Annotated in this window: 21 protein-coding genes; 11 read left to right on the forward strand and 10 right to left on the reverse strand. The window is 68.9% G+C overall.

The window, feature by feature from the left end:
* Positions 1 to 7 precede the first annotated feature (7 nt).
* Complete coding sequence (gene yaaA / locus I8N54_RS19540; RefSeq protein ID WP_140194774.1) at positions 8 to 781, forward strand: peroxide stress protein YaaA; 774 nt, start codon at positions 8 to 10, stop codon at positions 779 to 781.
* Here the strand turns inward: yaaA and I8N54_RS19545 are convergent.
* Together I8N54_RS19545 and I8N54_RS19550 are read right to left on the reverse strand one after the other, a co-directional pair.
* Positions 756 to 1592 (reverse strand): DMT family transporter, encoded by an 837-nt coding sequence (locus tag I8N54_RS19545; RefSeq protein ID WP_140194772.1) that lies wholly within the window; start codon positions 1590 to 1592, stop codon positions 756 to 758. The two genes, yaaA and I8N54_RS19545, sit on opposite strands and share 26 nt — an antisense overlap.
* Positions 1589 to 2026, reverse strand: a complete 438-nt coding sequence (locus I8N54_RS19550) for a VOC family protein (protein WP_140194770.1) — start codon at positions 2024 to 2026, stop codon at positions 1589 to 1591. The genes I8N54_RS19545 and I8N54_RS19550 overlap by 4 nt, the downstream gene beginning before the upstream one ends.
* Before the next feature lie 113 nt (positions 2027 to 2139).
* Between I8N54_RS19550 and I8N54_RS19555 the strand changes: the two genes are divergently transcribed.
* Together I8N54_RS19555 and pbpC are read left to right on the forward strand one after the other, a co-directional pair.
* On the forward strand, positions 2140 to 7569 hold the full coding sequence (locus I8N54_RS19555) for an alpha-2-macroglobulin family protein (RefSeq protein WP_140194768.1): 5430 nt from the start codon (positions 2140 to 2142) through the stop codon (positions 7567 to 7569).
* Positions 7566 to 9599, forward strand: a complete 2034-nt coding sequence (pbpC, locus tag I8N54_RS19560; protein ID WP_140194766.1) for a penicillin-binding protein 1C — start codon at positions 7566 to 7568, stop codon at positions 9597 to 9599. Before I8N54_RS19555 ends, pbpC begins: the two co-directional genes overlap by 4 nt.
* 3 nt (positions 9600 to 9602) lie before the next feature.
* Here pbpC and I8N54_RS19565 read toward each other — a convergent pair whose 3' ends face one another.
* Positions 9603 to 10769: an acetyl-CoA C-acyltransferase family protein gene (locus I8N54_RS19565; RefSeq protein WP_140194764.1), complete on the reverse strand. Its 1167-nt coding sequence runs from the start codon at positions 10767 to 10769 to the stop codon at positions 9603 to 9605.
* Between the two features lie 306 nt (positions 10770 to 11075).
* Between I8N54_RS19565 and I8N54_RS19570 the strand changes: the two genes are divergently transcribed.
* The 6 genes from I8N54_RS19570 to selD are packed head-to-tail and all read left to right on the forward strand — an operon-like array spanning position 11076 to position 18103.
* On the forward strand, positions 11076 to 11333 hold the full coding sequence (locus tag I8N54_RS19570) for a hypothetical protein (RefSeq protein ID WP_140194762.1): 258 nt from the start codon (positions 11076 to 11078) through the stop codon (positions 11331 to 11333).
* 55 nt (positions 11334 to 11388) lie between these two features.
* Positions 11389 to 12045 (forward strand): ABC transporter ATP-binding protein, encoded by a 657-nt coding sequence (locus tag I8N54_RS19575; RefSeq protein WP_140194760.1) that lies wholly within the window; start codon positions 11389 to 11391, stop codon positions 12043 to 12045.
* Entirely contained in the window at positions 12042 to 14417 is a 2376-nt protein-coding gene (locus I8N54_RS19580; RefSeq protein WP_140194758.1) for an FtsX-like permease family protein, read from the forward strand. The genes I8N54_RS19575 and I8N54_RS19580 overlap by 4 nt, the downstream gene beginning before the upstream one ends.
* Entirely contained in the window at positions 14407 to 15444 is a 1038-nt protein-coding gene (locus I8N54_RS19585) for a lipocalin-like domain-containing protein (RefSeq protein ID WP_140194756.1), read from the forward strand. Before I8N54_RS19580 ends, I8N54_RS19585 begins: the two co-directional genes overlap by 11 nt.
* Positions 15441 to 15965 carry a PNPOx family protein gene (locus tag I8N54_RS19590; protein WP_140194754.1) on the forward strand — a complete coding sequence of 175 codons (525 nt, stop codon included), beginning with the start codon at positions 15441 to 15443 and terminating at the stop codon, positions 15963 to 15965. Before I8N54_RS19585 ends, I8N54_RS19590 begins: the two co-directional genes overlap by 4 nt.
* Positions 15962 to 18103, forward strand: a complete 2142-nt coding sequence (gene selD / locus I8N54_RS19595; RefSeq protein ID WP_140194752.1) for a selenide, water dikinase SelD — start codon at positions 15962 to 15964, stop codon at positions 18101 to 18103. The genes I8N54_RS19590 and selD overlap by 4 nt, the downstream gene beginning before the upstream one ends.
* Here selD and mnmH read toward each other — a convergent pair.
* The gene (gene mnmH / locus I8N54_RS19600) at positions 18097 to 19149 is read right to left on the reverse strand and encodes a tRNA 2-selenouridine(34) synthase MnmH (RefSeq protein ID WP_140194750.1); all 1053 of its coding nucleotides are present in this window, start codon (positions 19147 to 19149) and stop codon (positions 18097 to 18099) included. The genes selD and mnmH overlap by 7 nt on opposite strands.
* 90 nt (positions 19150 to 19239) lie before the next feature.
* On the opposite strand from mnmH, the gene I8N54_RS19605 reads away from it, so the two are divergent.
* Complete coding sequence (locus I8N54_RS19605) at positions 19240 to 20802, forward strand: hypothetical protein (protein ID WP_140194748.1); 1563 nt, start codon at positions 19240 to 19242, stop codon at positions 20800 to 20802.
* Between the two features lie 4 nt (positions 20803 to 20806).
* Here the strand turns inward: I8N54_RS19605 and I8N54_RS19610 are convergent, their stop codons facing one another.
* The 4 genes from I8N54_RS19610 to I8N54_RS19625 form a co-directional block, all read right to left on the reverse strand.
* Positions 20807 to 21556, reverse strand: coding sequence for a helix-turn-helix transcriptional regulator (locus tag I8N54_RS19610; RefSeq protein WP_197097562.1), 750 nt, complete (start codon positions 21554 to 21556; stop codon positions 20807 to 20809).
* Positions 21557 to 21687: 131 nt separating this feature from the next.
* On the reverse strand, positions 21688 to 22038 hold the full coding sequence (locus I8N54_RS19615; RefSeq protein WP_140194744.1) for a VOC family protein: 351 nt from the start codon (positions 22036 to 22038) through the stop codon (positions 21688 to 21690).
* 3 nt (positions 22039 to 22041) lie between these two features.
* Positions 22042 to 22974, reverse strand: a complete 933-nt coding sequence (locus tag I8N54_RS19620) for an alpha/beta hydrolase (protein WP_140194743.1) — start codon at positions 22972 to 22974, stop codon at positions 22042 to 22044.
* Between the two features lie 16 nt (positions 22975 to 22990).
* Positions 22991 to 23764 (reverse strand): metallophosphoesterase, encoded by a 774-nt coding sequence (locus I8N54_RS19625; protein WP_231592581.1) that lies wholly within the window; start codon positions 23762 to 23764, stop codon positions 22991 to 22993.
* Positions 23765 to 23843: 79 nt separating this feature from the next.
* Here I8N54_RS19625 and I8N54_RS19630 point away from each other — a divergent pair, with 79 nt between their 5' ends.
* A complete protein-coding gene (locus I8N54_RS19630) occupies positions 23844 to 23987 on the forward strand; it encodes a hypothetical protein (RefSeq protein WP_197097615.1) in 144 nt (47 codons plus the stop codon).
* Between the two features lie 44 nt (positions 23988 to 24031).
* Here the strand turns inward: I8N54_RS19630 and I8N54_RS19635 are convergent, their stop codons facing one another.
* Together I8N54_RS19635 and serA are read right to left on the reverse strand one after the other, a co-directional pair.
* Positions 24032 to 24919: a DMT family transporter gene (locus I8N54_RS19635; protein WP_140194741.1), complete on the reverse strand. Its 888-nt coding sequence runs from the start codon at positions 24917 to 24919 to the stop codon at positions 24032 to 24034.
* Between the two features lie 123 nt (positions 24920 to 25042).
* Positions 25043 to 26635, reverse strand: coding sequence for a phosphoglycerate dehydrogenase (serA, locus tag I8N54_RS19640; protein WP_140194739.1), 1593 nt, complete (start codon positions 26633 to 26635; stop codon positions 25043 to 25045).
* Positions 26636 to 26720 lie beyond the last annotated feature (85 nt).

The following is a 26720-nucleotide window of genomic DNA, read 5'->3' on the forward strand; positions in this document are numbered from 1 at the left end:
CCCGCCCATGCTGGTCACCATCTCTCCCGCCAAGTCGCTCGCCGAGGGGCCGTTCCCCGGCGAGATCACCCGCCCCGTCTTCGAGGACGAGGCGCTGCGCCTCGCCAAGACCGCCCGCAACATGCCGTTGCGGGACCTCAAGGCGCTCATGGACCTGTCCGACGACCTCGCCCGGCTGAACCGCGACCGCTTCCGCGATTATCGCGATGACCCGGCGGACGAGGACCTCGCCCCCGCTGCCTTCCTGTTCGACGGCGATACCTATCGCGGGCTCGAGGCGAAGACGCTGGAGCCCGACGCGCTGTCATACGCACAGGATCACCTGCGCATCCTCTCGGGCCTTTATGGCGTGCTGCGCCCGCTCGACGGGATTCAGCCCTACCGGCTGGAGATGGGCGTGAAGCTGAAGACCCGCCGGGGCACCTCGCTCTACCAGTTCTGGCGCGACGAGGTGGCGAAGGCGCTCAATGCGCAGGCGGAGGAAGTCGGCACCGAAGTGCTGCTCAACTGCGCCAGCAAGGAGTATTTCACCGCCGCCGACCGTCCCGCGCTGAAGCTGAAGGTCATCACGCCGTCCTTCCTGGAAGAGCGGAACGGCAAGCGCACGATGGTCAGCTTTTTCGCCAAGCAGGCGCGCGGTGCGCTGGCGCGGTTCGTGATGGAAAACCGGGTGACGGATCCTGCCGACCTCTCCGGGTTCGAGACGGGGGGCTACCAGTTCGACCCGGAGGCGAGCACCGACGACGCCCCGGTCTTTAGCCGCCCCTACCCGGACGCCTGAGCGACACCGCGATCCCGCCGAGCACCAGCAGCGTCGCCAAGGCGAAGCGCAGTGTCACGCCTTCGGCGAGGATCAGCGCCCCGCCCGCCGCCGCGATGATCGGTACGGACAGTTGCGCGACCGCCGCCGTCGTCGCCGCGAGGCGTGGAAGTACCACGTACCAGAGCGCATAGCCGAGGCCCGAGGCAATCGCGCCTGACGCGACCGCGCAGGCGATCCCCGTCGCATCCGGCAACGTGCTCCCGACCAGCAGCCAACCCGCCAATCCCACCGGGGCGGCGAGTGCGAAGTTCACCGCCGTTCCCGCGAGCGCGTCCGCCTCTTTCCGCCCGCTCAAGGAGTAGAGCCCCCAGCCGACGCCCGCGCCGGCCATCAGGGCCGCGAAGCCGGGGCCCACCTGCATCGCCGCGCCGGGCCACAGCAGGACGACAAGACCGGTCAGCGCGATCCCCGCCCCGGCCCATCGTGTAGCCGGCACCGCCTCCCGCGACAGCAGCGCGGCGGCGAACATCGTCAGTTGCACACAGCCGAACAGGATCAGCGCGCCCAGCCCGGTATCGAGCCCGCGATAGGCGAGCGAAAACCCGAAGATGTAGACCAGCAGCCACGCGACGGACGCGGCACGCCCGGGTCGTCGCACCGCCGACCCCATCCGCCCACGCGCCAGCAGCGCCAACAGCAGCGCGCCCGACAGCAGCCGCACCGCGCCGAATGCCACCGGGTCCGTCCCGCCCGCGACTGCGACGCGATTCAGGACCGAGTTCGCCGCGAAGGCCGTCATCACCAGCGCGACGAGCGCGAACAGCTTCATTCCACGAGCAAGGTATCGTCGTAGGCGACCAGTTCGACCACGTTGCCTTCCGGATCCTCGGTGAAGATGCCACGCCAGCCGACCCAGTCGAAATGCTCGACACGGTAGGGCTGGCCGGTCTCCTCGTACCAGCGCATCACGGCCTCCTGCTCGGCGAACGGCAGGCTCAGCGCGATGTGGTGCAGCGACGATTGCGCCCCGGTGACCGGCCCGCCGGCAGCGTCCTCCTGCAGCGCCCGGTCGAACAGGGCGAGCACCGTCGTGTGACCGCCGAACCCTCCGGCGATCCGGAAGAAGGTGATCGGCGCGTCCTCTCCGCCCCGGAGCAACGTCAGCCCGATCCGGTCGCGGTAGAAGCGCACCATCGCGCCCATGTCCGCGACACGGATGGCCACTTCGCCGAGGGCGCGGACCGTGAAAGGTGGTTTGGACATGACGACTGCTCCGGAAAGTCAGGAAACCCGCACCCTATCTGCACGGGGGAATCGTTGCCAGCAAGCCGCGCCGCGTGGCACCTTGCGGGCATTATGATTTAGGAGTTTGGCCGATGACCCGTCTTTTTCTGACGCTGGTATTCGCTCTCGTTGCATCTGTCGCAGCTGCGCAGGACCCGATCCCGGACCGACGCGTCGCCATCTCCCGCAACCTCGATTTCTACGGCGCCGACCTCGCCACGATCTTCGATACGACACTCGACGCCTGTCAGGCCGCGTGTTTCGCCGACAATTCCTGCGTCGCCTTCACCTACAACCAGCGTAATGGCTCCTGCTTCCCGAAGAGCGGGGTCTCCGACGTGACCGCTTACGACGGCGCGGTGTCGGGCCGTCTGCTGCGCACCGATCCGCAGGTCTTTTCGACGATGGAGGCGCGGATCGAGTCCGCCTCGTTCCTGTCGCCCCGCGATTTTAACGCCGCGCGTGACCTCGGCCAGACGATCGGCCGGCTGCACAGCTCCGATGAGAATACCGCGCAGGAACTGCTCGCGACCGTGGAGACGAGCCGCCGCAACGACGACCTCTACACCGCGCTGCTATATACCGGCGCGGCGCTTGCGCTGACCGACCGCGCCGACCTCTGGGTCGACTACTCGATTCTCGCCCGCAGCGCGTCCGTCTCCGACACGTCCGAGCGCAACCGCATCCGCGACCGCGCGGTGCCCGCCGCGATCAACGGCTACCTTCGCGCCTCTGGTGCAGCGCAGCAGGCCACCGCCCTCGTCGCCCTTGCCGAGGCGCTCGAGGATGACGACCGGGGCCGTCTGATGATCGACGCGCTTCGCGCCGCGCAGGAGGCCGACTTCCGCCGCGACACCGAAACGCTGCTCGAGGATGCGATCGGCAAGTACGGCTTCAGGGTCACCGACACAGACGTCGAAAGCGACAGCGCCGAGCCCCGCCTCTGCGCGATCTTCAACGAACCGCTGGTCCCCGCCGGGGTCGACTACGCGCCCTACGTCCAGTTGCCGGACGAGAGCCTGACGGTTCAGGCCAGCGGCGAGCAGCTTTGCGTCGACGGTGTCGTGCACGGCTCCCGCTACCGGATCGTCCTGCGCGAGGGGCTCCCGGCGGAAAGCGGAGAGACGCTGATCCGCCCGATCGAGCTGACGATGTATGTCCGCGACCGCGCTCCGCAGGTCCGCTTCGCGGGCCGTGGCTATGTCCTGCCCCGTACCGGCGAGGCCGCGCTCCCGGTGGAAAGCGTGAACGTCGAAACGGTCGACCTGACGCTGTCGACCGTCACCGACCGCAACATCGTGCGCGCGATGCAGGAGGATCTCTTCGCCCGTCCGCTCTACGCCTACGATCAGGATTACTTCGAGACCTATATCGGCAACGAGGTCTGGACCGGCGAGGCCGACGTCCAGATGGAGCTCAACGCCGACATGACCACGCGGATCCCGCTGGCCGAGGCGATCGCCGACCAGCCGCCGGGCGTCTACGTGCTGCGCGCCAGCGTGCCGGGTCAGGACCCGTACGACGATCCGCCCGCAACCCAGTGGTTCGTGCTCTCAGACCTCGGCATCGCGACGATGATGGGGATCGACGGACTGACGGTCGTGGTGCGCTCGCTCGCCGACGCCTCCGCAACGGAAGGGGCGACGATCACGCTGATCTCCAACGCCAACGAAGTGCTTGAGACGGCGACCACCGATGCCACCGGCGTCGCGACCTTCGCCCCCGGCCTGACGCGGGGCACGGGCGCAGCCGCGCCCGCGCTGGTGACGGTGGAGCAGGGCGACGACATGGCCTTCCTGTCGCTGACCGGGCCGGCGTTCGACCTGTCCGACCGTGGCGTCGAGGGGCGGGAGCCGGCGCCGCCGGTCGACGTGTTCCTCGCCACCGATCGCGGCGCCTACCGCGCGGGGGAGACGATCCACGTCACTGCACTGATGCGCGACCAGACCGCGCTGGCGGAGGTGGGCCTGCCTCTCACCGCGATCCTGACCCGGCCCGACGGCGTCGAATATTCCCGCCACTACTCGGAAACGGACGCCGCCGGCGGCCATGTCTTCGCGCTGCCCGTCGCCGGCAACGCACCCCGCGGCGTGTGGGAGGTCGGGCTCTACCTCGATGTCGACGAGGCGCCGCTTGCCTCCGACACAGTGCTGGTCGAGGACTTCCTGCCCGAACGGATCGACGTCGCGCTCGACCTGCCCGAAACGGTCTCGCAGACCGATACGCCGCCGCTGAAGGTGCAGGCCGACTACCTGTTCGGTGCCCCTGCCGCTGGCCTCGACATCGTGGGCGACGTCATCATCCGCGCCGCCTCCTCCGTATCCGAATGGCCGGGCTATAGCTTCGGCCGTTACGACGAACCGCTCAGCCCGCGCGCCGTCTCGCTCGGCTCCGACTGGCAGACGGCGGAAGACGGCTCCGCCCTTGTCGATGTGAAGATCCCCGAGATCGAAAGCGGCGGCCGCCCGATGGAGTTGCTGGTCAACGCGTCCGTCAACGAACTGTCCGGTCGCCCGGTGGAGCGTCAGGCCACCGCGCAGGTGCTGCCCGACTCCGCGATGATCGGCATCCGGCCGGAGTTCGACGGAGTCGTCGGCGAAGGCACCTCTGCCGCCTTCTCTCTCATCGGCCTCGCCAGCGACCTGTCGGCACAGCCGATGGACGTCTCCTGGACCGTCAACCGCGTGACCACGACTTACCAATGGTATCGCGTGAACGGCCGCTGGAACTGGGAGCCGGTCACCCGGCGCGAGGAAGTCGCCTCCGACACCGCCACCCTCGGCGAGGACTCGGTCGAAGTCTCCGTTCCCGTCGACTGGGGGCGCTACGAGATCGTCGTCGAACGGACCGACGGCGCCTACCTTGCCTCTTCGCAGAGCTTCTATGCCGGCTGGTATGCCCCGGCGGACACCGGCGACACGCCCGACATGCTGGAAGCCTCGCTCGACGCCGAAAGCTACCTGCCGGGCGAGACGGCCGAGTTCCGCATCGTCCCGCGCTATGCGGGCACCGCGCTGGTCACCGTCATGTCCAACCGCGTGATCCGCATGGAAGCGGTCGACGTGACGGAGGGCGAGAATATCATCCCGCTCGAGGTCACGGAGGAGTGGGGCGCGGGCGCCTATGTCACCGCCAGCGTTATCCGTCCGATGGACGTCTCTGAAAGCCGCAATCCGGCCCGCGCGCTCGGCCTGTCCTACGCGCAGGTCGATCCCGGCGACAAGGCGCTCTCCGTCTCCATCGAGGCCCCCGAAAGCGCGACCCCACGCGACACGATGGAGGTCGGCGTGCAGGTCGACGGCATCGCCGAAGGGGAACAGGCTTACGTGACGCTCGCCGCCGTTGATGTCGGCATCCTCAACATCACCGGTTTCGAGAGCCCCGATCCGCAAGGCCACTACTTCGGTCAGCGAAAGCTCGGCATCGAGATGCGCGACATCTACGGCCGCCTGCTCGACGGGATGACCGGCGCGATGGGGCAGGTCCGCTCCGGCGGCGATGCCGGTGGCGTCGGCGCCATGCAGTCTCCGCCTCCGACGGAGGAACTGGTCGCCTACTTCACCGGCCCGGTTGAGGTCGGCCCGGACGGCCGCGCGGAGGCCAGCTTCGAGATCCCGGCCTTCAACGGCACCGTTCGATTGATGGCGATCGCGTGGTCCGGAACGGGCGTCGGACAGGCGGACGCCGACGTGCTGATCCGCGATCCGGTCGTGGTCAACGTCACCGTCCCCCGCTTCCTCGCCCCCGGCGACCGGAGCCGGATGCTGATCGAGGTGACTCATGCCTATGGGCCCACTGGCCCGGTCGAACTTGACGTGACCTCTGCGGGGCTGAACCTTGTCGCCCCTGACGGGTTCCTCGACGGCTCCGTGCAGGATCAGACCGGCTTCGTCCGCTCCGTCCCGATCGTCGCGGAGGGGGCCGGCGTGCATGACATCACCCTCACCGTCACCGGCCCAGACGGTGATGAACTGGTGAAGACGGTGACGATCCCGGTGCAGGTCAACGATCCGGAGGTCTCCCGCACCCATCGCTTCACACTCGCGGCGGGCGAGAGCTTCACCTTCGACGACCAGGTCTTCGCGGGCTTCGTTCCCGCCTCGTCGAGCGCCACGCTCTCCGTCGGGCCGCTGGCGCGGTTCGATGCGCCCGGCCTGCTCGCCATGCTGGACCGCTATCCCTACGGCTGCACCGAGCAGATCACGTCGCAGGCGCTGCCGCTGCTCTACTTCGATCAGGTCGCCACTGCGATGGGGCTGGAACAGGCGGGCGAAGTCGGTGAGCGGATCGACGACGCCATCACTGCCGTCCTCGCCAACCAGTCACGGAACGGGGCGTTCGGCCTCTGGGGGCCCTATTCCGGCGACCTCTGGCTCGATGCCTATGTCACGGACTTCCTGAGCCGGGCGAAAGCGCGCGGCCACGATGTGCCGGACGTCGCCTTCGAGATGGCGATCGACAACCTGCGCAACCGGGTGAACTACTATCCCGATTTCGACAGCGGCGGTCATGACCTTGCCTATGCGCTGATGGTGCTCGCCCGGGAGGGCGCGGCGGCCATCGGCGACCTGCGCTACTACGCCGACGAGAAGGCGGAGGATTTCACCGCCCCGCTCGCCGCCGCGCAGCTGGGCGCCGCCCTCGCGCAATACGGCGAACAGCGACGCGCCGACGCGATGTTCTCCCGCGCTGCGTCGCTTCTGAACGAGCGTCTGAAATCGGACACCGAGGCCTCCGTCTGGCGGGCCGACTATGGCACCGACACGCGTGACGCGGCGGCCGTGCTCGCCCTCGCCGTCGAGGCCGGGTCGGGGGCCGTCGACCGCGAGCGCCTGTCCGAGGTGATCGCCCGCCCCGGCCGTCCCTCCACGCAGGAGGCGACGTGGACCCTGCTCGCCGCCAACGCGCTGATCGACGACCTGCGCGAGACCGGCGTGACGGTCGACGGCGCCGCGCCTGCAGGACCGATCGTCCACATGCGCGAGGACGCGGTGAACTCTGCCCCCGTCGTGTTCTCCAACGAGAGCGACACGGACACCGAGCTGACCCTGACCACCTTCGGCGTGCCGGAACTGGCGGAGCCGGCGGGCGGCAACGGCTACCAGATCCAGCGCGAGTACTTCACGATGGAAGGTGAGGCCGTCGATCCGACCGGCATCACCACCGGCACGAGGCTCGTCACCGTTCTGACCGTCCGGCCCTTCGGGCGGCAGGAGGCGCGGCTGATGGTGAATGACCCGCTGCCGGCGGGCTTCGAGATCGACAACCCGAACCTGTTGCGGGGCGGTGATATCTCCGCGCTCGACTGGCTCGACCCGGTGCAGGGCGAGAATGCGGAGTTCCGGCAGGACCGCTTCCTTGCCGCCGTCGACTGGCGCGACGACGAGGTGTTCCGCCTCGCCTACATCGTCCGCGCCGTATCGCCGGGCGAGTATCATCACCCCGCCGCCAGCGTCGAGGATATGTATCGCCCGCAGATGCGTGCCAACACGGACACGGGCCGGGTGACGATCGTCGAATGAGCCGGCGCTGGGCATGGGTGCTGTTTGTCGCCGCAGTGGCGATGGGCGCGCTCGCCCACGGGCGGGATCGCTTCGATGACTGGGTCGACGCGACGGTCCTGCCGCCGCTGACGGTCGAGACCTCGGTCGAGGTTCTGGACCGGAACGGCGAACTGCTGCGTCCCTTCCTCGTCGCGGACGGGCGCTGGCGGCTCGCTGTTGGGTTCGACGGGGTGGACCGCGATTACATCGACATGCTGATCCGCTACGAGGACAAGCGCTTCTGGGATCACCACGGCATCGACCCGGTCGCGATGACCCGCGCCGTCTACCAGGCGGTGCGCTACGGGCGGGTGATCTCCGGCGGCTCGACCCTGACGATGCAGGTCGCGCGGATCATCGAGGACGGGACCACCGGACAGATGTCCGGAAAGCTGCGGCAGATGCGCGTCGCGCTCGCGCTCGAGCGCCGGCTGTCGAAGGAGGAGATCCTGACGATCTACCTCAACCGTGCGCCGTTCGGGGGGAACCTCGAAGGCGTGCGGGCCGCGACCTTCGCCTACTTCCGCAAACCGCCGAACCGGCTAACCCCGGCGCAGGCCGCGCTGCTGGTCGCCCTGCCGCAATCGCCCGAGGCCCGCAGGCCCGACCGTGACCCGGCGGCGGCACGCGCGTCGCGGGACCGGGTGCTGGCCCGTATGGCGCGGGACGGCATCCTCGATCCGGCAGAGGCGGAGGCCGCGATCACCGAGGCCGCGCCGCGGGGACGTCACGATTTCCCGGCGCTCGCCGCGCACCTTGCCGAACGAATGACCGAAACCGATCCGGTGGCCGGTATCCACCAGACGACGCTGAACGCCGGCCTTCAGGCCGAGCTCGAGGATCTCGCTGCCGGCGCAGTGCGCGACGCGGGGGACCGGATGCAGGTGGCGATCCTCGTCGCCGACCACACGACGGGAGAGGTGCTCGCCTCCGTCGGCTCCGCCGCTTACACCGCCGACGCGCGGCAGGGCTTCGTCGACATGACGCAGGCGCTTCGGTCTCCCGGATCCACGCTGAAGCCGCTGGTCTACGGGCTCGCCTTCGACCGGGGGCTGGTCCATCCCGAAACGCTGATCGCCGACCGGCCCGTCGGCTTCGACGGCTATGCCCCGCAGAATTTCGATGGCATGTTCCGGGGGGAACTGCCCGTCCGCCGCGCGCTGCAACTGTCGCTGAACGTGCCGGTGGTGAGCCTGCTCGACGCGCTCGGCCCGCAGCATTTGCTGACCGGCCTGCGCCGCGCCGGGGCGGAGCCCGCGTTGCCCGGCGGTCGTCCTGGCCTTGCCGTCGCGCTCGGCGGGATCGGCGTGACGCTCGAGGACCTGACACGGCTCTATGCCGCCTTCGCCAACGATGGTGTCGCCGTCGACCTGCGCACCCGCCCCGACCCGACCGAGGGCTTCGTGCCGCATCACCTGATGAACCGCGCCGCCGCGTGGGAGCTTGGCGATATCCTCCGCGACACGCCGCGCCCCGCCGGCGTGATGGGCGAGGGGATCGCCTACAAGACCGGCACGTCCTACGGATACCGGGATGCCTGGGCGATGGGCTATGACGGGCGGCATGTGATCGGCGTGTGGATGGGCCGCGCCGACGGCACACCGGTGCCGGGCATCTTCGGGGCGGGCCTCGCCGCGCCGGTGCTTTTCTCCGCTTTCGACCGGCTGAAGCCGGAGGCGGACTCGCTGCCGCCCCCGCCACCCGAGACGCTGCTGGTGAGCAATGCCTCCCTGCCGCAGGCGCTTCAGCGGTTCCGCCCGCGCGGCGAGCTGGTCGCGGACGGCCCGCGCATCGCGTTCCCGCCACAGGGCGCCGTGGTCGAAGGAGACCTGCTGGTGGTGAAGGTCCGCGACGGGGCCGCGCCTTTCACGTGGCTCGCCAACGGCGCGCCGGTGGGGCAGGGGCACCGCCGCGAAATCCAGATCGACGGGCTCGGACCCGGCTTTTCCGATCTTACCGTCATCGACGCCGAGGGGCGGGCGGCGCGCGTGTCGGTCGAAATGCGCTGAGGGTCAGACGCTCTCGATCGCCAGCGCGATGCCCTGACCGCCGCCGATGCACATGGTGACGATCGCGCGGCCGCCACCGATGCGCTTCAGCTCGTAGAGCGCCTTCACCGTCAGGATCGCCCCCGTCGCCCCGACCGGATGGCCAAGCGCGATGGCGCCGCCGTTCGGGTTCACCCGGTCCGGGTCGATGCCGAGCTCGCGACTCACCGCGACGGCCTGCGCCGCGAACGCCTCGTTCGACTCGATGACGGCGAAGTCGCCGATAGACAGGCCCGTCCGCTCCAGGAGCTTCCGCACGGCAGGGACCGGGCCGATGCCCATCACTTCGGGCCGGACCCCGGAGACGGCGTAGCCGAGCACTCGCGCCAGCGGCGTGCCAGCGTCCGCGTCCGCCCGCGCCAGGATCAGCGCCGCCGCGCCGTCGTTGATACCGCTGGCGTTGCCTGCGGTGACGCTGCCGTCCTTGCGGAAGGCCGCGCGCAGACCGGCGAGCGCCTCGGCCGTCGTTTCCCTCGGGTGTTCGTCGGTGGCGAAGCTGATCGAGCCCTTCCGGGTCTGCATCTCCACCGGGACGATCTGATCCTTGAAACGGCCTTCGGCGATGGCCCGCGCGGCCCGGGTTTGGCTGTCCAGCGCGAAGGCATCCTGATCCTCGCGGCTGACGCCATGTTCGTCCGCAACGTTCTCCGCCGTCACGCCCATGTGGCCGGTGCCGAACGGGCAGTTGAGCGCGCCGAGCATCATGTCGAGCGAGGCGACATCCCCCATCTTCGCGCCCCACCGCTGCTGGGGGACGATGAAAGGCGCGCGGCTCATCGACTCCGCGCCACCTGCAAGCGCGACGTCCGCGTCGCCGAGCATCAGCGACTGTACCGCGCTGACGATCGCCTGCGCACCCGAACCGCACAGTCGGTTCACGTTCATCGCCGGAACCGTCTCGGGAACCCCGGCCTCCATCGCGGCGACGCGGGACAGGTACATATCCCGCGGCTCCGTGTTGATGACGTGCCCGAACACGACGGTGCCGACCCGGTCGGGCGCGATGCCCGCCCGCTCGATCGCGGCCGAGGCGACCGTCGCGCCGAGCGTGATCGGCGGCACGGCGGCGAGGGATCCGCCGAAGGTGCCGATGGCAGTGCGCGCGGCGGACAGAATCACGATGTCGGACATGGACGGCTTCCCCTCATTCTTTGTTCGGAGAGCTTAACCGGCTGCAATCGCGCGGTCATTCGGGACGGCGCGTCACGAACCTGCGGCGCAAAGGCCGCAGTTGCGATGCAAAACTCACACACCTCATGGGGCGACGTTGACCACGGCGTCAGGAGCGACTTCGCTCGACTCCGGGCACTGTGGGGGCTGCCCTTGTATGAATAGATTGCTTTGCGAGGCATTGAGGTTCGTGCGCGTGGTCGCGGTGTCTTACGCGATCGGTTCGACCCTGCCGATAATGATACTGCTCGTCATGGAGGCCATCGGTTGATCTGGCCGGTCGTCCTGTTCCTTGCCCTTCAGGCTTTCGTGTTCCTCGTGTGGGCGGCGCTCGCGTTCCAGACGCTGTTCCGGTTGAGGGCGCGGGCCGTCGACCGGACCGGGCGGCAGTTCCCCGGCCCCGTGACCTTCATCAACACGACGAGCGAATGGATGCGCGACCCGGCCGAGGCGCGGCAGCGGCGTATCCTGCTCGCGGCCACGCTGCTGATGATCTCGCTGACGCTGATCTCCGCCTACCGTTGAGCCTTTTCCTTTGCCGGCCCACGGCCTAGGTCGTTTGCGGTCAAAAGGGACGGGCATGCTTCTTACAATCGCGGACGTTCACAAATCCTTCCCCGGCGCGGATGAGCCCGTGCCGGTGCTGCGCGGTGTGTCGCTGACGTTGGACGCCGGCGGCACGCTCGCGCTGACCGGCGAATCCGGCAGCGGCAAGAGCACGCTGCTTCATATCGCCGGAGGACTGGACCGCGCCGACAGCGGCAAGGTCCTGCTTCTTGGCGAGGATGTCGCGCAGATGGACGAGCGCGGCCGCGCCCGCGTGCGGCGCGGGACGGTTGGCGTGGTGTTCCAGCAGTTCAACCTGATCCCGTCGCTCGACGTTGCCGCCAACATCGCCTTCCAGGCGCGGATCGCGGGGCGGCATGACGAAGGCTGGTGCAGGACACTGGCCGAAAGGATGGGGCTTTCCGGACATCTGTCGCGCTACCCGGAGGAACTTTCCGGCGGGCAACAGCAGAGGGTCGCGATCGCCCGCACGCTCGCCGCGAAGCCGAAGCTGGTGCTGGCGGACGAGCCGACCGGCAACCTCGACGAGACGACGGCGGAGCAGGTCCTGTCCCTGATGCTCGACCTCGTGACCGAGACGGGAGCGGGGCTGTTGATGGTCACCCACTCCGACCGCCTCGCCAGCCGAATGGAGCGTCGCCTGCACCTCGCGCTTGGGGCGGTGACGTGAACCGTGCGGCACTCGCCGCGCTGCTGAGCCACTGGCGGCGCAATCCGTTGCAGCTGTTCACCCTGATCGCCGGCCTGTCGCTGGCCACCGCGCTCTGGTCCGGGGTTCAGGCCGTGAACGCCGAGGCGCGCGCCAGCTACGACGCCGCTGCCGCGACGCTTGGCGAGGGGCAGTATGCGCAACTCCTGCCGCCGGAAGGCGAAGAGGTCGGGATGGACCAATATGCCGCGCTGCGACGCGCCGGCTGGCGTGTCAGCCCGGTGATCGAGGCACGGGTTAACGGCGTGCGCATCGTCGGGCTCGACCCGCTGACCGCTCCGGGCGGGCTGGGGCCGGTGGACCTGTCCGCTTCGCCCGATGTCGGGACCTTCCTCGGTGGTGACGGACAGCTGTTCGGCACGGCGGAGGCGCTCGACGCGCTGGGCGAGGTCGCACCGGAAAAGGTGCTGGCCGACGATGTCGCGCCGATGACCGTTATCACCGACCTGTCCGTTGCCGAACGGCTGACCGGGAACGGGCCAGCGCGCCTCTTGGTGTCGCCCGAGCAGCCGCTTGGCCGTCCGGCGCTGGAGGACATCGCGCCCGGCCTGTCGCTGCGGCCGGCGCAGGGCGGGTCGGATGTCGGACGGTTGACCGATTCCTTCCATTTGAACCTGACGGCCTTCGGCCTGCTCAGCTTCGCCGTCGGACTGTTCATCGTGCACGGCGCGATCGGCCTCGCGTTCGAGCAGCGGCGGCCGATGGTGCGCACGCTCCGTGCGCTGGGGGTGCCGCTCGACCGGCTGGTCTGGCTGATGGGGGCGGAGCTGATCCTGATCGCGCTCGCCTCCGGGATCGTGGGCGTCGTGCTCGGCTACGTGATCGCGGCGGCGTTGCTGCCCGACGTGGCCGCAACCCTACGGGGGCTCTACGGCGCGTCGGTCGGCGGCACGCTGGAGCTTCGCCCGGTCTGGTGGCTCTCGGGCCTCGCCATCGCGGTGCTCGGCACGATGGCGGCGGCGGCGAGTTCACTGGCGCGGATCGCGCGGATGCCGCTGCTCGCCTCCGCCCGGCCGAGGGCGTGGGCAATGGGCGCCACGAAGGGACGGCTCGTGCAGGGCGGCGCGGCGGGGCTGTTGCTGGCGGCGTCGGTCGTGCTGCTGTTCATCAACGGGATGGTCGCCGCCTTCGCCGCGCTCGGCGCGTTGCTGATCGGGGCGGCGCTGCTGCTGCCGCTGCTGCTCGACACCGTGTTGCGGCTCGCGCAGCGCCCGGCCCGCCGCCCGGTGGCGGAGTGGTTCTGGGCCGACAGTCGCCAGCAGATGCCCGGCCTCTCGCTGGCCCTGATGGCGCTGCTTCTCGCGATGGCGACGAATGTCGGCGTGACGACGATGGTGTCGTCCTTCCGTCTGACCTTCGTCGGCTTCCTGGACCAGCGGCTTGCGTCGCCGCTCTATGTCTACGCGACGGGCGACGAGGAGGCCGAACAGCTGGAGGCGTTCCTCCAGGACCGCGCCGACTCCGTCCTGCCGGTGATCTGGGTCGATGGCGACGTCGCGGGCGTGCCGACCGAGATCTATGGCGTGCGCGAGGATGCGAACTACCCGGACAACTGGCAGTTTCTGGACTCCCGTCCGGATGCATGGGCGCGGACCTTCGCGGGTGAGGCGGTCATCGTGAACGAACAGCTCTACCGCCGAGCGGAGCTGTCGCTCGGCGACGAGATCGACGTCGGGGGAGAGACCCTGCCGGTGGTCGGCTTCGTCGGGGACTACGGCAACCCGGGTGGGCAGGCGATCATCGGCGAAGCCCTGTTTGCCGCGCAGAACCCCGACGCGATCCCTGAGCGCTTCGCAGTGAACACCGCCGATCCAGAGGCCCTGTCCCGGGCGCTGGTCGACGAGCTGGGGTTGCCGCAAGCGCAGATCGTCGATCAGCGGGCGCTCAAGGACTTCTCGCTGTCGATCTTCGAGCGGACCTTCACCGTGACCGGCGCGCTGAACGTGCTGACCTTGGCCGTCGCCGGCTTCGCCATCCTGATGAGCCTGCTGACGCTGGCGGGGATGCGGCTGCCGCAGCTCTCACCGGTCTGGGCGATGGGGCTGACGCGGCGCAGCCTTGGCTGGCTGGAACTGGGGCGTGCGGTGCTGCTCGCGGCGCTGACCGCCGTGGCCGCGCTGCCGCTGGGGCTGGCACTGGCGTGGGTGCTGCTGGCGAAGGTGAACGTCGCGGCCTTCGGGTGGCGGCTGCCGATGTTCCTGTTCCCCGGCGACTACGCGCTGCTCGGCCTGTTCGCGCTGCTCGCGGCGGGGGTGGCCGCGCTGTGGCCCGCGCGGCGGCTGGCGACGGTACCGCCGTCGCAACTGCTCAAGGTGTTCTCCAATGAACGGTAAGATCGCGCTCCTTTGCATGCTGCCGGTCTGCGCGTCGGCGCAGGGGTTCGCCGGGCTCGGCACAGAGGCGGAGGATTTCCTGTCGCCCGAACGCGGCACCGCGTTGACCTTTCCCGAGGACCACGGCCCGCATCCCGGTTACCGGATCGAATGGTGGTACGTCACCGCCAACATGACCGGGCCGGACGGTACGCCCTACGGGCTGCAATGGACGCTGTTCCGCTCCGCACTTTCCCCCGACCGCGAGGACGGATGGGAGGCCTCGCAGCTCTGGATGGGTCACGCCGCCCTGACCACGCCGGACGCGCATTATTCCGAGGAACGCCTGTCGCGCGGCGGGATCGGAACGGCGGGGGTCACGGCTGACCCGTTCGAAGCATGGATCGACGAGTGGCAACTGGCCGGCGAGACTTTCGACGAGATCGGCATGACCGCCTCCGGGACCGATTTCGCCTACGATGTCGACCTCGTCGCGCAGGGGCCGCTCGTGCTGCACGGGGACGCTGGTTACTCCGTCAAGTCGGCGGAGGGGCAGGCGAGCTACTACTACTCGCAACCGGCCTATGCGCTCGAGGGCACGATCACCCTGCCGGACGGCGAGGTCGAGGTGACGGGCGAGGCCTGGCTCGACCGGGAATGGTCGTCTCAACCATTGTCGGAGACCCAGTCGGGCTGGGACTGGTTTTCGCTCTCGTTCGACGATGGCGAACGGCTGATGGGCTTCCGGCTGCGGGACGAGGCGGGCGGGGACTATACCTCCGCGACTTGGATCGGCGCGGACGGCACGCCGGAGGCCTACAGGGACGGTGCGCTTACCACCGAACCGCTGGACGACGCAGAGGTCGAAGGACGCGACATCCCCGTGCGCTGGCACCTGACCCTGCCCGACCGGGGGCTCGACGTGACGGTTGGGGCGATCAACCCGCAAAGCTGGATGCACACGTCCTTTGCCTACTGGGAAGGGCCTGTCACTGTGACCGGCAGCCATGACGGACGCGGATACCTCGAGATGACGGGATACGAATGAGCGACATCGATAGCTTGCCCGGCCTGCTCGCCAGCGGCTGGAGCGTTCTGCAAAAAGGCCGGCAGGTCGCCTTCGCCAACGTCTCGAACGGGCCGGACGTGCGCACCGTCGTGCTGCGCGGCGTACGACCGGAATTGGGAGAGGTGGACGTTCACACCGATATCGGCTCGTCCAAGGTGGCCGCGCTGCGGGCCGATCCGGCCTGCGCCATCCTGTTCTGGGACGAGGCGGCGGCGATACAGGTGCGTCTCTATGCCGAGGCCACGATCCTCGCGGGCGACGCGGTGCGCGACGCGTGGGATAAGGTGCCCGACGCCTCGCAGACCGCCTACGGCAAGGTGCCGCCGCCGGGGACGCCGATCGACGGATCGCTCGACTACCGGCTGACGCCGGGGCCGGAGAACTTCGTGATCCTTCTGTGCCGGGCCAGCCGGATCGACCTGGTGCATCTTGGCGAGGATCACCGCCGCGCGGTCTACGAGAGGGCCGACGGTTGGGCCGGTCGGTGGCTGAGCCCATGAGGGCCGACGTCCCGCTGACCCGCGACCTTGTGCTGATCGGCGGCGGGCACACCCATGCCCTGGTCCTGCGGAAATGGGGGATGCAGCCGTTGCCGGGCGTGCGGCTGACATTGATCGACCCGAACCCGGCAGCGGCCTATTCGGGGATGCTGCCGGGCATGGTGGCGGGTCATTACGAGCCGGATGAGCTGCAGATCGACTTGGGCCGGCTGGCGCGGTTCGCCGGGGCGCGGCTGGTGACGGGTGCAGTCGACGGGATCGACCCGGACGCGCGGACAGTGCATGTGCCCGGTCGGCCCGCCATCGCCTATGACATCTGCTCGGTCGATGTCGGCATCACCTCGGGGATGCCTGACCTGCCCGGCTTCGACCGCTTCGCCGTGCCGGCAAAGCCGCTGGCCGCGTTCGCCGACCGCTGGACGGCGTTCCGCGCGGGCACCTCGCAGCCGCGCGTCGCGGTGATCGGCGGTGGCGTCGCCGGGGCGGAGCTGTCAATGGCCATGGCGCACGCGCTGCGCGACCGGGATGCCAGCGTGACGCTGATCGACCGGGGGGAGGCGCTCGACGGGTTCACCGACGACGTGCGGGACAGGCTGATGGCCGCCGTGACCGCGACCGGTGTCACGGTGCGCGAGAACGTGGACGTGTCGGAGGTCGAGGAGGGGGCGCTGCTCACGTCCGAAGGCCGGATCGAGGCCGATCTGATCGTCGGAGCCGCCGGCGCGCGACCGCCTGCCTGGCTTACCCAGACCGGACTGGACCTGCACGACGGTTTCATCGCGGTGGACAGCCGGCTGCGCTCCTCCGTCCCCGAGGTCTTCGCCGCCGGGGACTGCGCCCATCTCAGTCATGCGCCGCGTCCGAAGGCCGGGGTCTTCGCGGTGCGCGAGGCGCCGGTGCTTTACGACAACCTCCGCGCAGCGCTGTCGGGCGGGCGGCTGCGGGTCTACCGGCCGCAGAAGGATTACCTCAAGCTCATCTCGCTCGGCGGGAGATCGGCGGCGGCGGAGAAGCGCGGCCGCCTGTTCGCGGGGCCGTTGATGTGGCGCTGGAAGGACTGGATCGACCGGCGCTTCATGCGGAAGTTCGCGGATCTGCCGTCGATGGCCGAGCCGCCGCCGCTGGTCGCCGCGGACGGCGTGCGAGAGGCGCTCGGGGATGCGCCGATGTGCGGCGGTTGTGGCGCGAAGCTCGGCAAGGGCGCGCTGGGCGATGTTCTGACCGCGCTGCCGCACGGGCGCGACGACGTGGAGACGCGGCCGGGCGATGACGCCGCCGTGCTGCGCTTCGGCGACACGCGGCAAGTGGTGACCGTCGATCACCTGCGTGCCGTCACCGACGACCCGGTGCTGATGACGCGGATCGCGGCGATCCATGCGCTCGGCGACATCTGGGCGATGGGGGCGACGCCGCAGGCCGCCCTGCCGAGCCTGATCCTGCCGCGGATGGCCCCGGCCCTGCAGGTGCGGACGCTGCGCGAGATCATGGAGACCGCGACGGAGGTCTTCTCGTCGGAAGGGGCGGAGATCGTCGGCGGGCACTCCTCGATGGGGTCGGAGATGACCCTCGGCTTCACGCTGACCGGCCTGCTGGAGCGGCCGGCGATCACGCTGGCCGGGGCGCGGCCCGGCGACGCGCTGATCCTGACGAAGCCGATCGGGTCGGGCGTGATCCTCGCCGCCAAGATGAGGGGGCTCGCGAAGGGTCGCTGGGTTGTCGGGACGTTCGAACAGATGACCCGTCCGCAGGGCGACGCCGCGCGGCTGCTGTCCGGGGCGCATGCGATGACGGACGTGACGGGTTTCGGGCTTGCCGGACACCTGCTCGGTATCTGTCAGGCGTCCGGTGTTGCGGCGGAGCTGGACCTCCACGCGATCCCGTTGATGGAGGGCGCGGCGGAGCTGGCGCGGACAGGTGTCCGATCGACGATCTGGGCCGAGAACCGGGCGCTGGTGCCCGCGCTCGGCGCGGGGGACGTCGCGGATCTGCTCTATGATCCGCAGACGTGCGGCGGGCTGCTCGCTGCTGTCGCCGACCCGGATGCTGTGCTGCCGGGTCTGCGCGCTGCGGGCGTGGAGGCGGCTGTCATCGGACGGATCGTCGAGGGCGCGCCGGGGATCCGGCGCTCCGGTCAGTAGCGGGCGAGGACCTTTTCGATCTCGTCCGCCGTGCGGTTCAGGCCGTCAGGGTCGAGGGTCTCGGACTCGATGGTCGCCAGGATCGTCGGCGCGTAGGACTTGCGCGATTTGGCGTAGGCGAGGTCGTAGTGCTGCTCCATCAGCGCACGGGTCAGCGCAGGCTTGTCGCCCTCGGCCAGCAGGGTGAGCCAGCCCTCCACGACGTCCCGTCCCCGATGCTGAACGAGCGGGCGCAGTTTTTCGGTCAGCCGTCCGGCATCGGACAGAATGTCGTCGTAGGCGCGGGTCAGGTAGGCTGTGCGGGCCGCGATCGGGGCGGTGACTTCGATCCTCGGCGCGGCCTTCATGGCGGCCCAGAGGGCAGGCGGCACGAGCAGTTCGCCGACCTTGTTGCTCTCGGCCTCGACGATGACGGGCTTTTCGGGATCGAACGGGTCGAGCACGCCGGCGATCCGGCTCTCGAAGCCTTTCTGAAGTGGCTGGCCGCCCGGCATGCCGCCAAGCAAAGAGCCTCGGTGGTTCGCCAGCCCCTCGAGGTCGAGAACCTGGTGTCCGCGTTCGGTCAGCAGGTGCAGCAGGTCGGTCTTCGCGGTGCCGGTGTAGCCGTCGATCAGCACGATCCGGTGCGGCAGGGCGGGACCATAAAGCGCGTCGTGAACGAGCCGGCGGTAGGTGCGATAGCCGCCATCGACGGAGTCCGCCCGCCAGCCGATCTGATTCAGCATCCACGTGAAGCTGCCCGACCGCTGACCGCCGCGCCAGCAATAGACCAGCGGCCGCCAGCCGCCGTCATGGTGCGCGAGGGGGCCCGCGATGTGGTTGGCGGCGTTGTGGAACACCTTCGCCGCGCCGAGCTTGCGGGCAAGGAACGGGCTCTGCTGGACATAGATCGTCCCGACCTCGGCACGTTCCTCGTTGTCGAGCACGGGCAGATTGATCGCGCCGGGGACGTGATCCTCGGCGAATTCCGCAGGGCTGCGGACGTCGATCACGGTGTCGAACCCGTGGGAGAGGAGGCTGTCGAGCGTGGGAAAGGTCAGGGCCATGACAACGGGTTTATCCCGCCCGGAGGGAGGGCGGAAGGGCCGGTGGCAAGCGCTCTTGCCCGCCCCGCGTCCGCGTGACAGCGTTCGGCCATGGCGGACGAAGATTTTCGAACACCTTCCACCCCCGCGGAAGAGGCGCTGCTCGCGGCGGTGACGGAGAACGGGCGGGCCCTCCTGTCCGAGGCGCTTCCGGATGAGGCGGTGCCGAAGGTGACGGTCCGGGCCGGCTACATCCGCCACCTGCTGATGGCCGAGGACAGTCCGCTGCGCGGGCGGGGCCTGCGCCTGCGCGGAGCGTGGATCAGCGGCATGATCGACCTGCACGGCGTCGATTGCCCGCGCGACATCACGCTGCGCGACTGCGTGCTGGACGAACCTCTCGACCTCGTCAATGCGTCGCTGCGGGGCCTGCACCTGACCAATGTCCGGCTGCGCGGACTGGCGGCGGACAACGCGAAATTCTCCGGCTCGGTCTATCTGCGGGACGGCACCGCGAGCGATCGGGAGATCAGCCTCGCCGGGGCGCGGATCGGCGGGGACCTCCAGCTGTGCGGGGCGGAATTCCGCAGCGAGAGCCAGGACGCGGTATTCGCCCCGTCGCTGCAGGTCGAGGGGTCGATCTACCTTGGCAACTACCCGTTCTCAGAGGGGGTCACGACGCTGGTCGCGCAGGGCACCCTGTTCTTCGCGAGCGCGATTGCCGGGCACGACATCTTTGTCACCAACACCTCGGTTTCGGTGAACGAGGGGATTGTCGGCAGCGTCTTCGGCGCGACGGAAGAGCATGGGCCGGGTATCGCGATCAGTCTCGGGCGGGCGCGGATCGGCGGCATCCTCTATTTCGACGACAACCAGATCGGGCAGGGGATCGTGAACCTCGCCGGGGCCACCTGTGCACGGTTCAAGGACGAGCCGACGGGGCCGGGCGCGAACTACCCGATCCGGCTGGACGGGTTCCGCTATGGCGATTTTTCCCGGCACGCGGAGACGGATGTGCAGCAGCGGCTCGACTGGCTGAAGCGTCGTCCGGAAGAGACTCCCTTTACCGCGCAACCCTACGAGCATCTCGCCAACGTGCTGCGCGGCCTCGGCCACCGGGACGACGCAAACCGCGTACTGATCGAGAAGGAGCGGCTGATGCGCCGCGCCGACCTCGAGTTGATCCGGCGCGAGCGGGGGCATTCGCTGGAATGGGGACTTACGGGGTTCTGGAACGGGTTCCTGCGTATGACGGTCGGCTATGGCTATCACCCGGCGCGGGCGGTGGTCATCGCGCTCTTGCTGATCGCGGGCCTCGGCCTGTTTTTCGAGAAGACCTGGGATGCCGGTGACATGGCGCCGAACCTCGCGCCCATCCTCGTGTCCGCCAACTGGGTCGCCGCGACCGAGAGCCATCCCGAGAACCCGGCCGCCTACTGGTCGCAACCCGGTCAGGCAGGGCAGGATTACGAGACGTTCAACGGGCTGGCCTATGCCGCTGACCTCGTGCTGCCGGTCATCAACCTCGGGCAGGAAAATGCCTGGGCGCCATCGACGTCCCGGTCAGACTGGGGCCGGGCCGGCTGGTGGATCCGCTGGTTCGCCAAGGGGATCGGCTGGGTGGTCGCGGCACTCGTCGCGGCGGCGATCACCGGGGTGATCCGCAAGGAGTGACGCCTCAGACCGAGAGCAGGCCGCGCGTGAGCGCCAGCGAGAGCGCCTGGTCCGTCGTTTCCGCCCGCATCCGGCGCGAGGCAGAGCGGATCAGGCGGACCACGTCCGGCTCTGTCAGGGAGAGCGTTTCGGCGATCAGCGCAACATTGTAGCCGTTCACGAGGTAGGAGAGCACGTCGCGCTCCGCCGGGTCGAGGTCGCTCCACCCCGATCCGAAGGCGAGACCGTCACGCGCCGACCCGTCCGGTGGGGTGAGGCTGTGGGTCAGCATCGCGGACACAGCGCTCAGCGCCCGTTCGGTGCCGGGGCCGAACATGTCCGTGGGATCGTCGCGGCAACTGAAGACGAGGCACTTGCCGGCGGTGCCTTCGAACCAGCTTCGGGTGATCATGTAGTTATAGCCGTGGGACATCATGCCGTCGTGCAGGGCGCCGTGCGTCCGATCCGGACCTGCGGCTGCCTCGAGCCCGGCAACATCGTAGGTCCGCGGCGCGGTGCCAGCCATCGCGGCCCGCAACAGGGGGTCGGTCTGGTGGAAACCTTGCGCTCCGTAATCCTCGAGCCACCTGCTGTTCATCGAACTTCGCATCCACGCGATCTGCTGGTCGGACCTGAGGAAGGCGCCCGCATTGACGGCGATTGCCCCGATCCGGTTCGCGACACGGTTGATGGCCGCCCAGGTATCGCCCTCTTGCTCGGCAACGGCGAGCACGTCGGCCGTGTCGATCAGCAAATTGGCGAAACGTGTCGTCATCCTCGGGGTCGCAATTCTCACGTCGGGCCTGCGCGGGCCGGAGTGTGCTAAATCGTTGCCAAGGTGTCCAGAATTGCCCCGGAGGTCGCCTTTCCGGCGGGCGGGCTGTGAGGAAACGGCAACGCGTCGGGTCAGCGCTGGAGGAATTCCACGCGATTGCCGAACGGGTCGGCGACGAAAAAGCGGCGCACATGGGGCAGGGACTCGTCCCATTGCGGCTCCACCTCCGCCGCCAGCAGCCGGTCCGCGAGTTCATCGAGGGCATCGACGGCAAAGCAGGGATGCGCCTTGCGGGCGGGTAGGAACGGGTCCTCCACCCCGAGATGCAGTTGCGCCTCGCCGGAGCGGAACCAGACGCCGCCACGCGCGCGGAGCGGTTCGGGCTTCTCCATCTCCTCCATGCCGACGGCGCCGATCCAGAAAACGCGCGCCGTGTCCTCCTGCCCCTCGGGCATGGCGAGCTGAACGTGGTCGATGCGCATCTGTCAGCTGTCCTGCAGGAAGGTCATCACGCGCTGAACGATCCTGTCGTGGTGTTCGGGGCGGGCGGACGGATCCTCACCGCAGATGGCGGCGGTGCTGCCGTCCTCCTCGAGGATCTGCGGTGCTTGCTCGGTGCAGGCGGGGAACGCGTCGACGGGGGAGAGGTCCGGCATCGCCTCGGTCCCGATCAGCTCGGGTGCGGGGCGCGGCCCGAGAGTCAGTACCAGCGCGGGGATTTCGGGCGTTCCGGCGAACATGTCGAGGTATTCGGCGCCAAGCGCGACGACGCTGCCGATGCGCTCATCCCGACGTGGCTCTGTCAGGGGGCCGCTGTCGATCTCGGCGAGGCTTGCGCCTTCCGCCTCGAACCAGAAGCAGTCGGGTGGGGGCAGGTCCGCATCGCAGGCTGCTCCGACCGAGGCGGCGTCGAGCGTCGCGCCGGCCAGTGACAGCACGGCGGTACCGCCGAGCGCAAAGCCGACTGCCGAGATGTCGTCCCGAAGTATGTCTTCGGACCAGTCTTCGTCCGCCAGAAGCGTGTCGAGTGCCGCGGTCAGGTCCTGCGGTCGGCGCCAGAGCTCGTCCAGTGCCGCGGCGGCCGAATCGGGCCGCGGCGCGTTCACTTCGACCGCGAGGTATCCGGCATCGGCCAGCGCGGCGGCCAGCCAGGCGCCGGAATCATCCGCCGACCGCAGGCCACCGTGAGACAGCAGGACGAGCTCCACCGGACCGCCCGAAAGCGGCGCGTCGGGGATCGCCTCGTTTCCCTCGAAAACGGCATTCCCGCCGATCATCTCGGGCTCACCTTCGGTCGCGGGATACCAGAGAGACAGCGCAAGTGGCCGGTCGGAGTCGCCGGCGTCGAGCCTCGTGTGCCCGACCTGGGCGAACGCGGGCAGCGGCAGGAGAAGGGCGATGACGAGCAGGGTCTTCATCGGTCGGTGTCCGTCGTCAGGCGTGGGGTGGTCGCAGCGGCTGGCGTCCGTCCTCGGTCAGGGTGAACCACTCGGAGCCGTCGAATACGCCGGGCACGAGGGGCCGTCCGTAGCCGGCGCCACCGTCGAAATCGATGCGGTTCCCGAAGTGTTCCGGCGTGTCGAGCGCGGTGTGGCCGTGGACCACGAGCTTCGGGAAGGGCGCGTCGTAGTCGAGGAAGCCATCGCGAATCCAGACGAGGTCTTCCTCGTCCTGCTCGTCGAGCGCGACGCCGGGCCGGATGCCGGCATGGACGAAGATATGCTCGTCCGTCTCGATCAGGCGGGGCCGGTCGGTCAGAAACTCGAGGTGTTCCGGCGGGACGGAGAGCCGGGCCGCCTGAACCAGCCGGTCGAGGTCGGGTTGCGGCACCGGGTCGAGCCCGTCGTCGAGCAAATGCTCAAGCGCCGCGTCGTCGATGTAGGAGGCCAGCGTGCGATTGCCGCCGAGGGCCGGGTGGAGCCAGCCCTTGCCGGAGCTGATCTGGCTGTCATGGACCTTCCCCTCGGTGACGAACTTGAGGAACATCCGGTCATGGTTTCCCAGCAGGAACTGCCAGTTGCGCCCCTCACGGTGCCCCTCGAACAGGCGCTGGATCACTGCACGGCTGTCAGGACCCCGGTCGACGTAATCGCCGAGGAAGATGATCTGCGCGTCCGGGCCGCCGTCGGCCTCGATCAGGGAAAGTGCGGTTTCGAGGGAAGAATTAAAGCCGTGGATGTCACCAACGGTATAGATGGGATCGGTCAATTCGGAACGGGTCCTGTTGTCAGTAGCGGGCTCGTGCCTCCCCAAGGCAAAGACTAGGGCGTAACGGGGAGGAGTCGACGTGGCATCGGACAGAAGCATCGTGGACCACATCGTCACGCAGGCCGCAAGCGGCGGGGAGATGCGTGCGAACGCGATGTCGGGGGAATACGGGCTCTGTTGCGATGGGCGGATGGTAGCGCTGTTCTGTGACAACCGCTTGTAGCTCACGCCGAGGAGCTCGGCGGCCGGGCGCAGGAGGAAAGGGCGTCAGGACGGCCGGCGTGTCGTGGGCCAGACTTCGAGGATACCCGCGATCAGGACCAATGCACCGCCGGCGATCTCGAGCGGGTGCAGGTGCTCTGCGGCGAGTACGGCGGCAGACACCGCGCCGACCAGAACTTCGGCCATGAGCAGGATACCGACGCGGGCAGGCTCCAGCCGGACGGTCGCCCACATCAGGCCACCGATCGACAGCGCCCACCACGCGATGCCGGTGCCGATGGCGATGGCGGCGAGGGCCGCCGCGTCGCGCGGCGGCTCGACCGGCAACGGCTCGAGCAAAGGCGCCATGAGCAGCGTCGCGAGGACCGCACCGACGACGAAGACAAAGGCCGAGGGCACGGGATCGAGGCTGGACCGAGTGCGGATACCGGTCGTCGCGACGGACCAGAGGATGCCGGAGACCAGCCCCATCCACTCGCCCGCGCTGCGTGGGATCGGCGCGTTGCCCTCCGCGCCAAGCATCACCAGCAGCCCGAGAAGGCCGACGACGATCGCGAGCAGGCGCATCCGCGTCGTCCGCCAGCCCATCAGGTAGCGCCCGATCAGGGTGCTCCAGACCGGCGTGAGGAAGTAGAGGAGGATCACGATCGCCACGCGCCCGTAGACGAAAGCGACGGAGTAGAGAGCGAAGGCCGCCCCGCCGAGCGCGATGGAAGCCAGCGCCACTGGCCCGGCCCGTCGGATGGCGGTCCGGTGGCGCAGCGCGAGCGGCAGCAGCGCGAGCGCAGCAGCGGCGGTGATGGCGAGCGTGCCCCATGCCCCGGGCAGGCCGGCGTCGGTCAGGTGGCGCACCGGCAGCCAGTAGAACCCCCAGAAGGTGCCCGTCACGAAGACGATGAGGGTGGCGAGGCGCGTGGTCCGGTCGGTCTGCATGAACCGCGAATATCCTGCCGCGAAATCGGCATCAACGGCGCTCTGAAGCATGGGGGAGACAAGAAAAAAGACCGGACCCTCGCGGGCCCGGCCTTCCTTCGCCGTCTGAAAAAGGGAGGAGGATCAGACGTCGAAGACGAGGGGGCGCACCTGCTGGAACTTGCCGGTGGCCTTGAGCTCTTCGACCGCTTTCGCGGGTACGACGTCATCGACATAGAGAAGCGCGATCGCCTCGCCCTTCTCCGCGGAGCGGCCGAGGGTGAAGTTGGCGATGTTCACGCCGTTGCTGCCGAGCGTGGTGCCGAGCGTCCCGATGATGCCGGGAAGGTCGGTGTTGGTGGTGTAGATCATGTGGCGGCCCACCTCCGCGTCGAGGTTGATGCCCTTGATCTGGATAAAGCGCGGCTTGCCGTCACTGAACACGGTGCCGCCGATGGAGCGTTCGCGCTGCGTCGTGACGACCGTCACCTTGATGTAGCCCTCGAACGCGCCGGACTGGTCCTGCTTGGTCGTCGAGATGCGCACGCCGCGCTCTTTGGCGATGACCGGGGCGGAGACCATGTTCACGTCGGGGTTAGTCACCTTCATGATGCCGGACACGACGGAAGACGTCAGCGCCGAGAGGTTCATCTCGGATGCCTGACCGTCGAACAGGATGTTGATCGCCTTGATCGGCTCGTCCGTCATCTGGCCGATGAAGTTGCCGAGGTGGCCGGCGAGCTTGATCCAAGGGCCCATGACCTTCGCCTCTTCCGCGGTGACGGAGGGCATGTTGAGCGCGTTCTGCACCGCGCCGGTGAGCAGGTAGTCGGACATCTGTTCGGCGACCTGCAGGGCGACGTTTTCCTGCGCTTCGGACGTCGCGGCGCCGAGGTGCGGCGTGCAGACGACGTTGGGCAGGTTGAAGAGCGGGTTTTCCTTCGCCGGTTCCTCGGCGAAGACGTCGAAGGCCGCGCCGGCGACGTGGCCGTCCTTGAGCGCCTCGGCAAGCGCTGCCTCGTCCACCAGGCCGCCGCGTGCGCAGTTGATGATCCGCACGCCTTTCTTGGTCTTGGCGATGTTTTCCTTGCTCAGGATGTTCTTGGTCTGGTCGGTCAGCGGCACGTGCAGCGTGATGAAGTCGGCGCGCTTGAGCAGGTCCTCGAGCTCGACCTTCTCGACGCCGAGTTCGGCGGCGCGATCGTCCGACAGGAACGGGTCGTAGGCGACGACCTTCATCCGCAGGCCGACGCCGCGGGTGCAGACGATGCCGCCGATGTTGCCGGCCCCGATCACGCCGAGCGTCTTGCCGGTCAGCTCGACACCCATGAACTTGGACTTCTCCCACTTGCCGGCGTGGGTGGAGGCGGAGGCCTCGGGGATCTGGCGGGCGACGGCGAACATCATCGCGATGGCGTGCTCCGCCGTCGTGATCATGTTCCCGAAGGGCGTGTTCATCACGATGATGCCCTTGCGGGACGCCTCGGGGATGTCGACGTTGTCGACGCCGATGCCGGCGCGGCCGATGACCTTGAGGTTGTCGGCGGCGGCGATGATCTTTTCCGTGACCTTGGTCGCGGAGCGGATGGCGAGGCCGTCATACTGGCCGATCACCTCGAGGAGCTTGTCCTTGTCCTTGCCGAGGTCGGGCTGGAAGTCGACGTCGATGCCCCGATCCTTGAAGATCTGAACGGCGGCGTCGGAGAGTTTGTCGGAGATGAGAACGCGGGGGGCCATGATGGTGGTCCTTTGATATGGGGGGCCGGTGCGCACCAAGGGCGCACCCTACGTAGGGTGCGCGTTCAATGCGCACCCCGGGGCT

The organism is Pelagovum pacificum (genome assembly GCF_016134045.1).
Classification (GTDB): Bacteria; Pseudomonadota; Alphaproteobacteria; order Rhodobacterales; family Rhodobacteraceae; genus Oceanicola; species Oceanicola pacificus_A.

Coding starts and splice junctions, on each gene's coding strand:
- yaaA (WP_140194774.1), top strand. CDS start 8: ATGCTGGTCACCATCTCTCCCGCCAAGTCGCTCGCCGAGGGGCCGTTC.
- I8N54_RS19545 (WP_140194772.1), bottom strand. CDS start 1,592: ATGAAGCTGTTCGCGCTCGTCGCGCTGGTGATGACGGCCTTCGCGGCG.
- I8N54_RS19550 (WP_140194770.1), bottom strand. CDS start 2,026: ATGTCCAAACCACCTTTCACGGTCCGCGCCCTCGGCGAAGTGGCCATC.
- I8N54_RS19555 (WP_140194768.1), top strand. CDS start 2,140: ATGACCCGTCTTTTTCTGACGCTGGTATTCGCTCTCGTTGCATCTGTC.
- pbpC (WP_140194766.1), top strand. CDS start 7,566: ATGAGCCGGCGCTGGGCATGGGTGCTGTTTGTCGCCGCAGTGGCGATG.
- I8N54_RS19565 (WP_140194764.1), bottom strand. CDS start 10,769: ATGTCCGACATCGTGATTCTGTCCGCCGCGCGCACTGCCATCGGCACC.
- I8N54_RS19575 (WP_140194760.1), top strand. CDS start 11,389: ATGCTTCTTACAATCGCGGACGTTCACAAATCCTTCCCCGGCGCGGAT.
- I8N54_RS19585 (WP_140194756.1), top strand. CDS start 14,407: ATGAACGGTAAGATCGCGCTCCTTTGCATGCTGCCGGTCTGCGCGTCG.
- I8N54_RS19590 (WP_140194754.1), top strand. CDS start 15,441: ATGAGCGACATCGATAGCTTGCCCGGCCTGCTCGCCAGCGGCTGGAGC.
- selD (WP_140194752.1), top strand. CDS start 15,962: ATGAGGGCCGACGTCCCGCTGACCCGCGACCTTGTGCTGATCGGCGGC.
- mnmH (WP_140194750.1), bottom strand. CDS start 19,149: ATGGCCCTGACCTTTCCCACGCTCGACAGCCTCCTCTCCCACGGGTTC.
- I8N54_RS19605 (WP_140194748.1), top strand. CDS start 19,240: ATGGCGGACGAAGATTTTCGAACACCTTCCACCCCCGCGGAAGAGGCG.
- I8N54_RS19610 (WP_197097562.1), bottom strand. CDS start 21,556: ATGACGACACGTTTCGCCAATTTGCTGATCGACACGGCCGACGTGCTC.
- I8N54_RS19615 (WP_140194744.1), bottom strand. CDS start 22,038: ATGCGCATCGACCACGTTCAGCTCGCCATGCCCGAGGGGCAGGAGGAC.
- I8N54_RS19620 (WP_140194743.1), bottom strand. CDS start 22,974: ATGAAGACCCTGCTCGTCATCGCCCTTCTCCTGCCGCTGCCCGCGTTC.
- I8N54_RS19635 (WP_140194741.1), bottom strand. CDS start 24,919: ATGCAGACCGACCGGACCACGCGCCTCGCCACCCTCATCGTCTTCGTG.
- serA (WP_140194739.1), bottom strand. CDS start 26,635: ATGGCCCCCCGCGTTCTCATCTCCGACAAACTCTCCGACGCCGCCGTT.